Genomic DNA, 13,791 nt, shown 5'->3' on the forward strand with positions numbered 1-13,791 from the left:
TCCCCCTTTACTTCAAACCGGGAGTTCCCGGATGCAGAACGCTGTCTACAAGACCATATGCCTTCGCTTCATCCGCACTCATGAAGTAGTCGCGGTCGGTATCCCGTTCGATTTTCTCATACGGTTGCCCGGTTCGATCTACATAGATCTGGTTCAGCTTCTGTCTTGTCTTAATAATCCAGTCGGCATGAATCTTAATATCGGACGCTTGCCCGCGGACGCCGCCCAGAGGCTGGTGAATCATAATCTCGCTATTCGGCAGCGCGATGCGTTTGCCTGGCGCCCCTGCCGTCAGCAGCAGCGACCCCATGCTGGCCGCAAGTCCCACGCAGATGGTGGATACATCCGGCTTGATGTGCTGCATCGTATCATAAATCGCCATCCCCGCCGTAACGGAACCGCCCGGAGAATTGATGTACAGATGAATATCCTTCTCCGGATCGTCTGCCTGGAGGAAAAGCATCTGCGCGATGACGCTGTTGGCCACATCATCGTCAATGGCGCTTCCCAGAAAAATAATGCGATCCTTCAGCAGGCGCGAGTAAATATCGTAAGAGCGTTCGCCGCGATTTGTCTGTTCGATGACCATCGGGATTAAATTCATGGTACCGACCTCTTTTCTTTACAAAGCTATACATTTTCTATTTTATCATTTTCTGAACAAGATGTCATTTCCACAGCAGTTACAACTAGTGTATGTATGGCAGCGGGGCCTATTCCCGGCAGCCGTATATGCATCGGCATAGCCTATGTTCATCATGCGTCAGACTGCTTATAAATATGTACCACTCGATACGGAACGGTGAAACGTTATGTGTATGCCAAGAAGCATGATGGGAGAGACGGAGCGACAGGGGAAAAAATAAGGCACGCTAAAAATGAACGTGCGTGCCTTATCCTGTTAGCAGCATATCGCTGCAAAATCATATGTGATTGGATTATTTGCTGTTTTCCACCAAAAACGCAATCGTCTTGCGGATCAATGCTTCTTCGCGCAGGTTGTCGAGCGTGCCGTTCTTGGTCAGGATGTCGCGAATTTCTTCAGCGGAACGCTTGTAAGTTTCGGCCATCTTGTCCAATTCAGCAGACAGCTCTTCGTCCGAGATGGACAGGTTCTCTTCCTTGGCGATTTGCTCCAGGACGAGATTGTTCTTCACGCGCTTGTCCGCTTCCTTCTGCATTTGCTCGCGCAGATCCGCAATCGTCTGGCCGGACAACGTCAAGAACATGTCGATGTTCATGCCTTGCATCCGCAGGCGGTTGTCCAGATCTTTCACCATATGCTGAATTTCCGTCTCGATCATCGCGCGCGGAATTTCCACTTCGGCGTTCTCGGCCGCTTTTTCTACGACAGCCGCTTCGCGTGCGCCTTCCGCTTCTTTTTCCTTGCGGGATTGAAGCTGCTGCTTCAGGTCTGCCTTATATTCTTCAAGTGTGTCGAACTCGCTTACGTCTTTAGCGAACTCATCGTCAAGTGCAGGCAGCTGCTTGCGCTTGATTTCATGCACTTTTACTTTAAATACGGCTGGCTTGCCGGCCAGGTTCTCTGCATGGTATTGCTCAGGGAATGTCACTTCGACGTCCTTGAAGTCGCCTGTTCCCATGCCGACGAGTTGATCCTCGAAGCCTGGAATGAAGCTGTTGGAGCCCAGCTCAAGCGTATAACGCTCCGCCTTGCCGCCTTCAAATGCTTCCCCGTCTACAAAGCCTTCAAAGTCAATCACGACGCTGTCGCCTTTTGCGGCAACATCCTCATCAACGATGATCAGCTCTGCATGACGTTCCTGCATGCGCTTCAGTTCAGCGTCAAGCTCTTCATCCGTTACTTCTACGGATTGTTTTTCCACTTCAAGGCCTTTGTACTCGCCAAGCTTCACTTCCGGCTTCACGGTTACTTTTGCCTTGAACTTGAATGTTTGGCCTTTGCCAATCTGTTCCACTTCTACTTCCGGTTGATCGACCGGCTTGATGTCGGTTTCTTTTACCGCTTGGGTATACGCCTCTGGAAGCATAATGTCAATGGCGTCTTGGTACAGGCTTTCAACGCCATATTTCGCTTCAAAAATCGGGCGAGGCACTCTTCCTTTACGGAAACCAGGAACGTTCACTCGCTTGGACACTTTTTTAAACGCTTGGTCCAGCGCTTCCGTCACGCGCTCCGCGTCGACCTCCACTTCCAATACCCCAACGTTCTTCTCTATTTTTTCCCAGGTTGCTTTCATTTTATGCCTTCCCCTCCAAAAAAGATCACATGGCTAGAGTGTACCATTATACGTCCGGAATAACCACTATAGTATAGCCGACTACGAAAAGTTTTTCAAGGCAATGCTTACAGGCATTTCCTATGTGCCATTATATGTTTTTCCCGGCTTTCATAGAAACGGGGCCGCCGAATGGAAATCCCCGACTCCATCGCCGCATCAGGTATCCTGCTCCCCGCTCAGCGATCGCGTAATCGCCCGCAGCGCCCGCTCATAGCTTATCCGCATCTCCCCGGTCAATCCGTAGATCGTCTTGACCTCCGCTTCCTCCTCCTCAATATGGAGCAGCCGGGCGACGATCCGGTGCAGCGCGGCCGCCCAAGCGTCCGCTTCCCGTTCATCCCCCTCGCAGAGACGGCGGTACAAAGAAGTGCCGTATATGAGCTTGAGGAACTGCTGCCACATCTCGGATGCGAAATAAGCGAGCGAAGGCTCTCGCACCGCGGCGGATTCATTCACCCGCTCTGCCGGAGCTACCGCATTCGGAGGAAACGACTCCAGATCGAGCGGCGTCGCTTCGATATCGACGACGACACGCTCCTGGCCCCGGGTAAAAAATACCTCCCCTTCGATTCCCCGGCGCTTCAACGTTTGCAGAATGCCGAATTGCAAGAGAGGATGCAGCGGCTCGTTCTCCAATAGCCGAATCAGCGAAGGATCGATAGAGTCGTCCTCGGCCGCCGCCAGCTGCTCCAGCACCAGGAGCTTGCGATCATCCATATCGCCTTCGGTCAGCGAGGCGAGCAGCCTGGCGATATATTGGCTGTCAGCTTGAAGCTTATGATGGATTTGCTGCTTCAATATATCCCGTTCCGTCTCTCCGCTGTCCACGGCTTCCCCGGCCCAAGGCTCCGCCTCCGGAAAGCCTTCTTCAGCGGCCCGCTCTGCTTCCGGGAACGCCGTTATTAACCATTGCATCAGCGCGTTCCATTCCGCTCTAATCTGATCGTCCTCTCCTCCGCATTGCAGCAGGAAGCGGAGCAGCGCGATCGCTTCTCCGTAACGCTCGGACTCCAGCATGCGTGTCAATTCGATTTGGTAATAATCATGCGTTTTCGGAAACAGAACGACATTGTTTTTTTCCGGCAGGATCTGATCGTCCGTCATGCAAGCACCTTCTTTCTATATCAAGCCGACTTACTATAGCCATCCATCGATCTTATGTATGATGCGGTCCGGGATACGGGAGCGGCCTCATCCGTCATTCCGATAAGCCATTATACCATATCGCCGGCATGCACTTCTCCCCCTGCGACTCATCCGGAGATGCCTTCTCGGCCCCCGGACACTCTATTCAGACTTCCCCTTCCCGAGCCCCATTATGAACAGCCTGTTCAAATCGAGCGGATGCAAAACATTCTTAGAATTAAATCGGTGCAAAAACATGGAATGTAAAGACATCTCCGCAGGTTTGTCTCCTACTATACGTATGAAGCAGCCGAATAGTTACGGATTCGGATTCCTGCATCCGACTTCGTCCGCCATAAGAAATTATCCATATCTGCGAGCCGGCGAGGTGCCAATTTCCCCGTTGCGGTTCTTGCGGCGGAAAGAGCGGAACGGGAACTGATCATCTCATGCGCAAGGAGACTTGCTCCTATTTTTTTCTCATTTTTTTCGGAATAATGGTTGCAGAATAACAGAATTTTTGATACAATCATCAATGTTGCAAAAACAGTTTATCTTCTTTTGTCCCAGTAGCTCAGCTGGATAGAGCAACGGCCTTCTAAGCCGTCGGTCGGGGGTTCGAATCCCTCCTGGGACGCCAGTTCCTCGAATATCCATCATACATATTTTAGCGGAACGCTCGCAATCCTCGCAGGATTGCCGAGCGTTTTTTATTTGTGCTATTTCAAATATAAGGCTGCATGCAGGTCGAACAGGTATATTTTACTGACACGTCCGTCATCGCCAACAATAAACTCTGCCCTGATCTGTTCATAGGCGTCTTTTGGGGAGGCAGAAACGGCCGTTTCCCCCACGAACTTTTTGTTTTTGAGATCGTATTGATAGGCATAGGACAAGTCACTTGATGAAATTGGATATTTGTCGCCATATAAGGCGAGAATGTCGCTTTTACGATCTCCGACCTGCACGCCCCTCGTAGTGCGGTACGTATTTTGCGAGTCTTCAGTAAGTCCGATAAGCGCGACGGTTTCTTCCCTGTTATCCGGATTTACCCGGTACACGATGGAGCGCCATGTTCATAAATATCAATGTTGGCCCCGAATTTTTCCCCCGTGCCCAGTACCTTTTCCGCGTCCTTTCTCTTCATTCCGCAGCTGACTTTCGGTGTTTCATCATCCGTCTTGACGATACTCAGATCTTCAATGGACATCATATCCGGTTTCAATTCATTGCCGCCGCATCCGGCCACCAGCGCCAAGACCATGAGGGCGAGCATCATGCGAAATACCTTCATCCGGCACCTCCCCATTCGTCTCGGTTAATTTTACCACAGCGAAGGAATTCATAAAAAATCAAAATGATTTTCCTGGCCTGGATGATAAAATCTTTATTATCCCCCGGCCGCCTCTTCCGCCGCCCATCGCGGCACCGTAGTCGCCTTCCGGGAATGCGGGTAATAGAATGATGAAGGGCCGCGCACACTACGCATACGAACGAACGGATTCCGAGAGGAGGTAGATTCTTTGTCGACACGCTATATATTAGCTTCTCTTAGCTATTTCAGCATCTTTTTTGCCGGGGTGATACTGCCGCTTATCATTATGCTTGTGACTAGTGATCAGTATGTAAGAAGACATGCGGGGCGGGCGCTGATTTCGCATATTTTGCCGTACTTCTTTGTGGTCGTTGGGCTATTCAGCTTATTTGCGGTACATCCGTTTTTCAGCATCGGGATCATTTTGCTGTTGGGGGCAATCGCTTTGATTCTTGTCGTCTGGAATGTGTATATGGGGATACGTGTGCTGAACGAAGGCCGTGTATTCTAAAGGAGAGCAATCGGGGAAATGGACGCCCGGATCCGAACGCCTTGCAGGCCGGATCCGGGCGCGCGCTCCTTATTCGTAGCCGGATTTTCTCCCGCTGTCATCCCACGGGTTTTTCTGAGCCGGATGCTTCGGATTTCCCTTAATCACCGCATCGGCATGATTCGCCTGCTGCTGATACTTATTTCCTTTATTATCCTTGGTGCCTGCCATCAACTGTCACCTCCCCTCCTCGAATACTCGCTCTAACGGCTGGATGATACACCCGCTCCGGGAACGTTAATCCATCTGGAACAGATGGTCGACGGCATCCCTGACCTCCGCCGAGCCGAGTGCCGCATCCAGTAGCATATCCTTGCCGTTCACTTCCGCGCCCAGCGTGTCGGCCCCGAAATCCTCGGCCGCGAATTCTTCAAAAGCGATATGCATCGGATTATCGTACCAATCCGTCTCATAGTCCGCATCGTTGCGCACGGCCCGGACCAGTTCATAGCCCCCGTTGCGTACGGGCGCGATATAAGCGAGGATCGGCGTGGCCTTCTCATCCGCAGGAATCATCCCGATCTCGGCGCACAGCCGACCGTCGATTTCAACCGGACGCCGGAATTTGGTCGCTTTCCATGTCATGCGTGCTTCCTCCTGTCGTGTCTCATCTTTAATCAAGCATTTGCTCGATAAATCGCTTCGTATCTGCCGTGCCCAATTTGTGAATACACATATAGACCGCATTCAGCCGCTGCTGATAAGGAACGTTCATCATATCCTCGGCCTCGATCGGAGTAAGAATCAGAACATTGCTGATGACATCGGTCTCCGCTTTTCCCAACTGATCCATCAGGCCTTGAAGATGCTGTATTTCCTCCTCATTGGCATCCACCTTGAACTCGTAGCTTTCGGCTTCCGGGTCCGAAAATATGGTGCGCCGCTGGACCGACACGTACATTCTGCGCCGTTCCACCGCCATCCCCCTTTCCCAGCTCCAGTTCTCCGTCTGCCGCGATGGCCGCCGGCAAGGTTCTGGAGTTTTTCTTTATCTTCTCCCGATGGACATACATCTTATGCTGTTTTTCGCATAACCATGTTATTATCTCAATCTTCCGATGAACCCGGTTCATCATTCTTCCGGGGAGAGATTGATGCGGAGAGGATGAACGTTACATGTGTGGAATTACTGGATGGATCGATTGGAAAAGGGACTTGACGCAGTACTCCGGCGTCTTGGAGCATATGACTGAAACATTATCCGCACGCGGACCGGATGCCAAAGGAACCTGGCTCTCCGGTCCATGCGCGCTTGGCCACCGCAGATTGTCCGTCATTGATCCGGAAAATGGCGCTCAGCCGATGATTCGCCATACGGAACAAGGGACCTATGCCATTACTTATAACGGGGAATTGTACAACACGAAGGAGCTGAGAGATGAACTGGCCAGCCGCGGCTACCGCTTCCGGACCCAATGCGACACCGAAGTTCTGCTCGTCGCTTATCAGGAATGGAAGGATAGCTGCGTGGAGCGAATGAACGGCATTTTCGCGTTCGCGATATGGGATGATGCGGAACAGCGTCTGTTCATGGCCCGGGATCGGCTCGGAGTGAAGCCGCTCTTCTACGCGCGGGGCAATGGATTCCTCCTGTTCGGCTCGGAGCCGAAGGCCATGCTCGCCCATCCGGATATCGAGCCGGTGCTCAACGCGGAAGGCGTCGCTGAAGTATGGATGATTGGCCCCGCCCGGACACCCGGACACGGGGTATATCGCGATCTGGCGGAACTCCGCCCGGGACATACGCTCCGCTATGACCGCAATGGCGTCCGCATTCAGGCGTACTGGACGCTGCAGAGCATGCCGCATGAAGCAACCGCCGAGGAGACGGCGCAGCGGGTCCGCGAGCTCTTGGAGGATACCGTGGAGCGCCAGCTCGTCTCCGACGTGCCTGTCTGCACCTTCCTCTCCGGAGGCCTGGATTCCAGCGCGTTGACGGCCTTGACCGTCCGTCACTATGAACGCCACGGATTAGGCCAACTTCATACGTATTCTGTGGATTATGTGGATAATGACAAATTTTTCAAGGCCCATGCATTTCAGCCAAATGCGGACGCGCCATGGATTGAACGCATGGTTGAATCGCTTGGTACGGCCCATCATTGGATACAGTTCGATACCCCGGATCTGGTCAGCTCGCTGCAGAAGGCGGTGCGTGTGCGCGATATGCCCGGAATGGCCGATATCGACGGCTCTCTGCTGCTCTTCTGCGAGGAGATCAAAAAAGGCGCCACGGTCGCCCTCTCCGGCGAAGCGGCGGATGAAGTGTTCGGCGGATATCCGTGGTTCCACAGGGAGGAAGCGTTGAACGCCGATACCTTCCCTTGGGCGCTGGCGACTCCGCTCCGCTCCAGCCTGCTTCATCCGGAGGTGGCGAAGCAGATTCGCGCCGAAGAATATGTCGCGGACCGTTATGCCGATGCGGTGCGGGAAGTGGGTCCCCTGCCGGGAGAAGAGGCGCAGGCCGCCAAGATGCGGGTGATGTCCTATCTCAATATTACCCGCTTCATGCCGACCTTACTCGACCGCAAGGACCGGATGAGCATGGGGGTAGGACTGGAGGTGCGCGTTCCGTATACGGATCATCGGCTTGTCGAATACGTCTACAATATCCCATGGAGCATCAAGATGTATGGCGGCCGGGAAAAAGGGGTGCTCCGCAAGGCGCTGGAGGGCGTTCTGCCGGAAGAAGTGCTGTACCGGAAAAAAAGCCCGTACCCGAAAACGCATAATCCGAATTATTTGCAGGCCGTGCGCCGGCAAGCGCTGGCGCGGCTCGACGATCCGGCATCGCCGCTGCATCAGTTCATCCAAGCGGACCGAATCCGCGAAATCGCGGCATCCGAAGAAGCGAGCTCTCATCTTCCTTGGTTCGGGCAGCTCATGTCCGGCCCGCAGTTGTTCGCCTATTTGCTTCAAGTGGACAGCTGGCTGCGCGAATACAACATCAGGGTGGCCTGGTAACGGGAAGTCTCAATAGCAGTCTCCTCCCTCCCCGGGAAGAAGCAAAAAACACACGCCAACGGGTTCCTCGCCCCGCGGCGTGTGTCTTTGTATCGTCCGAATCCCGGCAGACCGCAACGGCTATCCGGGTGTGCGGCTTATTCGGATTGGCTTGCCCGAATCGCCTGATCCAGATCGTTCAAAATATCATCGATGGATTCCGTGCCGATCGACAAGCGGATGAGGCCCGGCGTAACACCGGCAGCGCGCTGCTCTTCCTCGCTCAACTGAAGATGCGTCGTGCTGGCCGGATGGATGATGAGCGATTTGGAATCGCCGACGTTGGCCAGATGCGACAGCAGTTTCACATGATTGATGACCCGGCGGCCCGCTTCAACGCCGCCTTTAATCTCGAAGGTCAGAATCGCGCCCTGGCCCTTCGGCAAATATTTCTTGGCCAGCTCGTAGGAAGGATGGCTAGGCAGACCGCAATAGCTGACCGAAGCGACGGCATCATGGGCCTCCAGGAACTGCGCTACGCGCAGCGCGTTCTCGCTGTGGCGCTCCATGCGCAGATGCAGCGTCTCCAGCCCTTGAAGGAGAAGGAACGCGTTGAACGGCGACAGCGTCGCTCCCATATCGCGGAGCAGTTGAACCCGCGCCTTGGTGATGTATGCGACCGGTCCGACCGCATCCGTGTAGATAATGCCGTTATAGCTCGGATCCGGCTCGGTAAGGCCCGGGAACTTGCCTCCGGTCCAATCGAACTTGCCGCTGTCCACGATAATGCCGGCGATGGAGGTGCCATGTCCGCCGATGAACTTCGTCGCCGAATGGACGACGATATCGGCGCCGTGTTCAATCGGGCGAAGCAGGAACGGGCTCGGGAACGTATTATCCACGATGAGCGGCAAGCCATGCTCGTGAGCCACGGCCGCGACCGCCTCGATATCGAGCAGGTCGCCCTTCGGATTGCCGATGCTTTCGGCGTACAACGCCTTCGTCTTGTCGGTGATCGCCTTGCGGAAATTGTCCGGCTCGCTTGGATCGACGAAGCGGACGGTAATGCCCAGCTTCTTCAACGTCGTCGAGAACAGATTGTACGTTCCGCCATACAGGCTGGAGGCCGATACGATCTCGTCGCCGGCACCGGCAATATTGAGGATCGCGTAGGTGATGGCCGCCTGCCCGGAAGCGGTGGCCAATGCGCCGGCTCCCCCCTCAAGGGCGGCAACCCGCTTCTCGAACACATCTGTCGTCGGATTCATGATACGAGTATAAATATTGCCAAATTCCTTCAGCGCGAACAGATCGGCCGCATGATCCGGATCACGGAACGCGTACGACGTCGTCTGATACAAAGGGACCGCGCGCGACAGGGTTGTCGGGTCAACCTCCTGTCCGGCATGAATTGCCAAGGTCTCTAAACCGTAAGAGCGGGGTGTATCCGTCATCGTCAACCATCCTCCTCGATATGTGTTGACCGTATTTTCTCATATTTTCCGCCCTTTGCCTAGTATTAATCCATAGTATTCTTATCGAAAATATAAAAATAAATAAAAAAACCGCATCGCAGCAAGCGATGCGGTCCAAAAAAAGCGGTCTCCGCCGATTCCTTCCGCACCTGAAACCGTCAGGCTGTCCCGGAGCGGAGCATATCCAGCATCCGGCGGATGGCGGCGCCGCGATGGCTGATGCGCTCCTTCTCCTCGGGCGCCAGTTCGGCCATCGTGCGTCCCAGCTCCGGAAGATAGAAGAGGGGATCATAGCCGAATCCATGAGTGCCCCGGGGCTGGTCGATAATATAGCCGTCAGCGGTGCCGGCGGCCTCGACGCAGGACTGACGCGCCGGATCGTACAAGACGAGGACGCATACGAACCGGGCCGGGCTCAGAATGCGGCATCCGGCAGGAGCTTCCGCGTCCGCTTCCAGCGGAGGAAGCTTCCCGAGCTCCGCCAGCAGCTTCGCATTGTTGGCCTGGTCGTCCCCATGCCCGCCCGCGTATCGGGCGGAGTAGACGCCCGGGGCCCCGTCCAGCCGATCGACGCACAGGCCGGAGTCATCAGCCAGCACTGGCAGCTTCAATGCCTCGGCCATCGTCTTCGCTTTCTTCAGCGCATTGGCCGCGAATGTGTCGCCATCCTCCTCGATGTCGGGCAGATGCGGGTAATCGGCCATGCTGAGCACACGCTTGCCGATCGTTTGGAAGGCAAGCTGAAATTCCTTCAGCTTGCCCTGGTTCTGTGTCGCAATAATAATTGTATCTTGCTGCGGTATCATGGCTTCCCCTGTACTCATGGCTTCACGGTCTCTCCTTCGGCTGCTTGCGCTTGCGCGGTAATTTTGTCGGCGATTGGCCCGAGCGCTTCCTTCTGCAGTGTGACGATATCCAATATGCCCTTCTCCGCCGCGGCCAGCAGATCGTTCAGTTCTTGACGCGAGAACGGGCTGTCCTCGCCCGTGCCCTGCACCTCCACGAACTTGCCGCTGCCGGTCATGACGACGTTCATATCGACCTTGGCCGTCGAATCCTCATCGTAGTTCAGGTCAAGGAGCGTCTTCCCTTGCAGGATGCCTACGCTGACCGAGCCCAAAAAATCGGTAATCGGGAACTTGGACAGATTGTGCTGGGTTGCGATCTTGTCGACCGCCATCGCCATCGCAACGAACGATCCGGTGATCGAAGTCGTACGCGTGCCTCCGTCCGCCTGCAGCACGTCGCAATCGAGCGTGATGGTGCGTTCGCCCAATGCATGCAGATCGACGACCGAGCGGAGCGCGCGCCCGATCAGCCGCTGTATTTCCATCGTGCGTCCCGTCAGCTTGCCGCGGGCCGCTTCGCGCTGATTGCGAACCTGCGTCGCCCGGGGCAGCATCGAGTATTCCGCCGTAATCCAGCCCTTCCCCTGGCCTTTCATGAACGGGGGAACCTTCTCGTCAACCGACGCCGTGCACATGACCCTTGTGTCGCCAACCTCGATGAGGACCGAGCCCTCCGCGTATTTATTCGTATTCGTCCGAATCGTAATCGGGCGGAGCTCATCCGCCTGTCGTCCGTTGCTTCTCATGAATTTTTGCCTCCTGACATTGCTCTGTCGTCCGATAGGGAACATTTTCTTATTCTATCAAAGACCTTGGCGAAAATCACCTGTTCTACCCTTTCCAGGCCGGATTAATGACCGGCCGCGCCACAGGCTCCGAATAGTTTTTCTTATCGGTACCTTGAATATCCGCGTTGCCGTTCATCTTGATTTTCACCTTGGCAATGCCTTCCCGCTCGGTCAGCGAGAGCACGACGGCCTTCAACAGCTCGGCCGGCACCGGCTCGCCCGCTTCGAACATCGTATCGGCCAGATCGACGGTCAGCGTATCCCCCTCCTGGGCAACCGCGCTGACGGTCGTCTCCTCTGAGGCAACCCGCTCCAGCGTCTTCGGATTAAGCGGCCCCGCAATAATTTGCTCCAGCGTCGCTTCGATCGGGTTGTCCGAAGGCTCGACGAGGCGGGTGACCGGCACGAAGTAGGACTTGCCCTCCTCGCTGTAGCTGGAGAAATACAGCGTCACCGGCATCGACCGCAAATAATTGACCGACTCGGATTTCTCCACGTTGATTCCGAACTGGCGGTTCAACGGGATATCGAGCGGCGTGCCATTTTTCGGCATTTCATTCAATTTATGCGAATCCATCCATAACTGAACGTTTTCCACGTCCGGCAGCGAGGTCAGCGTCCACGTTATCGCTTCCAGCATCTGCCTTTCCTCGGCCGGCTCATAGTTGGCGAACTCCTTCGACAGCTCCACAATCGCCAGCTTCTGATCCGGCTTGAGCGTCACATTCGTAATGCCTGTCCCTTGGGGCAGTACCGCCTCGAATCCGGCCGGAAGCTTGGCGCCGTGCAGCCCCTGCTTCACGAGCAGCTCGAGCGAGGCTTGCGCGAGGCCCTTCGCGTCTGCCGCATCCCATTGGTAAGAGATTGGGGCCAGATAGCCGTTCCGATCCCGCAGATAGACCGTCATGTTGGCGTTCGTCTGGGCATCCTCCTGCCCAGTAAGGCTGGCGCCGGGGGAACCCGCCCCGCCTTCCGCTTCCGCCATCATTCTTGCTTCGATATCTGGCGGAGGCGCGTCAATGGCCCCGTCGCCTCCTCCGCAGGCACTCAATACAAAAGGGAGTGTCAGTATTACCGCCAGCCTTCCTTGCCGCCAAGCACTTGTCCGCCTCATGAGCGATACAACCTCCTTCAAGTTCGTTGCAGGAGACGGTGAAGTCTCCCCCCGTTTGTCCTATGTATACGAGCAGGCTGTCCGCTTCATGACAAGTTGTTCGGCCGGATTTCGCTTGCGTGCGTTTGCTCCCGTTTTTCATGGCCGCAAAGGAAGGTTATGGGTGAACAATGTCGAATACATAAGTGTTGTGACGAATTCGCACGCTATGGAAATGAACAAAAAAGAGGTGCTCAACGATGAATCAACCGACAGATATGAACATGCCCGCCGAGGCAAAAAAGCCCTATAGTCTGGACAGTGATAAAATCGAGAACGCCACCCGCGAATGGCTCCAAAAACGGGGGATTACGGTGGACCAGATCGCCGAGCTGGTCATGTTTTTGCAGCGGCAGTACTTCCCGGAGCTGACGATGGAATATTGCAAATATAACGTCGAGCAGGTGCTCCTGAAGCGGGAAGTGCAGAATGCCGTGCTGACCGGCATCCAGCTCGATATTTTGGCGGAGGAGGGCAAGCTTATTCCGGCCCTGCAGGAAATGATCGAGAACGACGAGAGCCTGTACGGCGTCGATGAAGTGCTGGCCTTCTCGATCGTGAACGTGTACGGCAGCATCGGCTTCACCAATTACGGATATGTGGACAAAATGAAGCCGGGCATTCTGAAAAAGCTGAATGACAAAAGCGATGGCCAAATCCACACGTACCTGGATGATATCGTCGGGGCCATCGCCGCGGCCGCCAGCAGCCGCATCGCTCACCGCAAGCAGGCCGAGCGCGAGGAAGAAATGAAGGCGCTGGAGCCGTAACCCGCCGTTCCGGGCGTTCCGGGACGCTGCGCACGCGAACAGAGCCCGGTTCATCGGAACCGGGCTTAAGGGCTTGAACGGCAGGGGCTCTCCCGTAAGTCGTTGTTGGCCGCCACGAGCACGAGACAGCCCTGCCCCTGTTTCCCGCAGCCGCCCCCGCTAAAAATGCTGTGAACCAGCAGCATTCCTAGATGGCGTGTGGCTCGGTAACAGGAGTTGCTGCAAAACTGCATCAATTTCGGACTTTTCTATAGATTAGGGACAAAAATCAATGAAAATACCACTAGCGTTGCATCAATCTTTTTACGAAAATTTTCACCCTATAATTCTCTATATTTGTAACTTATTGAACTATATTCGTGGACAAAAATAAAGAAATCTCCTATTGTTGAGTTACCCTCAGCGTATCCATAAAACGCTCAACAAAGGAGATTTCTATGGATAACGTGTGAATTCCACTAGAGATGAGTCATTGGATTACCGAGCCCAAAAGTTGTTTGTCGGCGCTTCGACACTCTTGTTTGTAGAGGCACAGCTCCAGCAACGAGACTCATACAAAG

Annotated in this window: 15 protein-coding genes and 1 tRNA gene; 4 read left to right on the forward strand and 12 right to left on the reverse strand. The window is 54.7% G+C overall.

All coding sequences use genetic code 11. The features are described 5' to 3' along the window. Window positions 1–7: 7 nt before the first annotated feature. The 3 genes from clpP to ABD76_RS11610 all read right to left on the reverse strand — a co-directional run bounded on the left by clpP (window position 8) and on the right by ABD76_RS11610 (window position 3,368). Entirely contained in the window at window positions 8–604 is a 597-nt protein-coding gene (clpP, locus tag ABD76_RS11600; RefSeq protein WP_168179674.1) for an ATP-dependent Clp endopeptidase proteolytic subunit ClpP, read from the reverse strand. 334 nt (window positions 605–938) lie between these two features. After that, window positions 939–2,222 (reverse strand): trigger factor, encoded by a 1,284-nt coding sequence (gene tig / locus ABD76_RS11605; RefSeq protein ID WP_197257022.1) that lies wholly within the window; start codon window positions 2,220–2,222, stop codon window positions 939–941. 198 nt (window positions 2,223–2,420) lie between these two features. Then, a complete protein-coding gene (locus tag ABD76_RS11610) occupies window positions 2,421–3,368 on the reverse strand; it encodes a hypothetical protein (RefSeq protein ID WP_197257024.1) in 948 nt (315 codons plus the stop codon). A gap of 584 nt (window positions 3,369–3,952) precedes the next feature. Between ABD76_RS11610 and ABD76_RS11615 the strand changes: the two genes are divergently transcribed. After that, window positions 3,953–4,029 (forward strand) — tRNA-Arg (locus tag ABD76_RS11615). Window positions 4,030–4,108: 79 nt separating this feature from the next. On the opposite strand, the gene ABD76_RS11620 is transcribed toward ABD76_RS11615, so the two are convergent. Both ABD76_RS11620 and ABD76_RS11625 read right to left on the reverse strand, forming a co-directional pair. Beyond that, complete coding sequence (locus tag ABD76_RS11620) at window positions 4,109–4,450, reverse strand: hypothetical protein (protein ID WP_197257026.1); 342 nt, start codon at window positions 4,448–4,450, stop codon at window positions 4,109–4,111. Next, window positions 4,438–4,683 (reverse strand): hypothetical protein, encoded by a 246-nt coding sequence (locus ABD76_RS11625; RefSeq protein ID WP_197257028.1) that lies wholly within the window; start codon window positions 4,681–4,683, stop codon window positions 4,438–4,440. Before ABD76_RS11625 ends, ABD76_RS11620 begins: the two co-directional genes overlap by 13 nt. 229 nt (window positions 4,684–4,912) lie before the next feature. Between ABD76_RS11625 and ABD76_RS11630 the strand changes: the two genes are divergently transcribed. Next, on the forward strand, window positions 4,913–5,215 hold the full coding sequence (locus tag ABD76_RS11630) for a magnetosome magnetite crystal formation protein family (RefSeq protein WP_197257029.1): 303 nt from the start codon (window positions 4,913–4,915) through the stop codon (window positions 5,213–5,215). Between the two features lie 69 nt (window positions 5,216–5,284). On the opposite strand, the gene ABD76_RS11635 is transcribed toward ABD76_RS11630, so the two are convergent. The 3 genes from ABD76_RS11635 to ABD76_RS11645 all read right to left on the reverse strand — a co-directional run bounded on the left by ABD76_RS11635 (window position 5,285) and on the right by ABD76_RS11645 (window position 6,176). Beyond that, window positions 5,285–5,425: a hypothetical protein gene (locus ABD76_RS11635; protein ID WP_197257030.1), complete on the reverse strand. Its 141-nt coding sequence runs from the start codon at window positions 5,423–5,425 to the stop codon at window positions 5,285–5,287. Between the two features lie 66 nt (window positions 5,426–5,491). Next, the gene (locus ABD76_RS11640; protein ID WP_197257031.1) at window positions 5,492–5,839 is read right to left on the reverse strand and encodes a carboxypeptidase; all 348 of its coding nucleotides are present in this window, start codon (window positions 5,837–5,839) and stop codon (window positions 5,492–5,494) included. Window positions 5,840–5,867: 28 nt separating this feature from the next. Next, complete coding sequence (locus ABD76_RS11645) at window positions 5,868–6,176, reverse strand: hypothetical protein (protein ID WP_206765614.1); 309 nt, start codon at window positions 6,174–6,176, stop codon at window positions 5,868–5,870. A 194-nt stretch (window positions 6,177–6,370) separates the two neighbouring features. Here ABD76_RS11645 and asnB point away from each other — a divergent pair, with 194 nt between their 5' ends. Next, a complete protein-coding gene (gene asnB / locus ABD76_RS11650; protein WP_197257033.1) occupies window positions 6,371–8,218 on the forward strand; it encodes an asparagine synthase (glutamine-hydrolyzing) in 1,848 nt (615 codons plus the stop codon). A gap of 137 nt (window positions 8,219–8,355) precedes the next feature. Here the strand turns inward: asnB and ABD76_RS11655 are convergent, their stop codons facing one another. From ABD76_RS11655 to ABD76_RS11670, 4 genes are all read right to left on the reverse strand, one after another. Then, window positions 8,356–9,651, reverse strand: a complete 1,296-nt coding sequence (locus tag ABD76_RS11655; RefSeq protein ID WP_197257034.1) for a homocysteine synthase — start codon at window positions 9,649–9,651, stop codon at window positions 8,356–8,358. A gap of 179 nt (window positions 9,652–9,830) precedes the next feature. After that, window positions 9,831–10,496 (reverse strand): XTP/dITP diphosphatase, encoded by a 666-nt coding sequence (locus ABD76_RS11660; protein ID WP_197257036.1) that lies wholly within the window; start codon window positions 10,494–10,496, stop codon window positions 9,831–9,833. Then, complete coding sequence (gene rph, locus ABD76_RS11665) at window positions 10,493–11,266, reverse strand: ribonuclease PH (RefSeq protein ID WP_197257038.1); 774 nt, start codon at window positions 11,264–11,266, stop codon at window positions 10,493–10,495. Before rph ends, ABD76_RS11660 begins: the two co-directional genes overlap by 4 nt. 85 nt (window positions 11,267–11,351) lie before the next feature. Next, window positions 11,352–12,422: a GerMN domain-containing protein gene (locus ABD76_RS11670; RefSeq protein WP_242069523.1), complete on the reverse strand. Its 1,071-nt coding sequence runs from the start codon at window positions 12,420–12,422 to the stop codon at window positions 11,352–11,354. Between the two features lie 239 nt (window positions 12,423–12,661). Between ABD76_RS11670 and ABD76_RS11675 the strand changes: the two genes are divergently transcribed. After that, window positions 12,662–13,231, forward strand: a complete 570-nt coding sequence (locus ABD76_RS11675) for a phosphatidylglycerophosphatase A family protein (RefSeq protein ID WP_197257040.1) — start codon at window positions 12,662–12,664, stop codon at window positions 13,229–13,231. Window positions 13,232–13,791: the final 560 nt, after the last annotated feature.

Origin of the sequence: Paenibacillus dendritiformis (assembly GCF_015845845.1) — a bacterium.
In the GTDB taxonomy this organism is placed as follows: Bacteria; Bacillota; Bacilli; order Paenibacillales; family Paenibacillaceae; genus Paenibacillus_B; species Paenibacillus_B dendritiformis_C.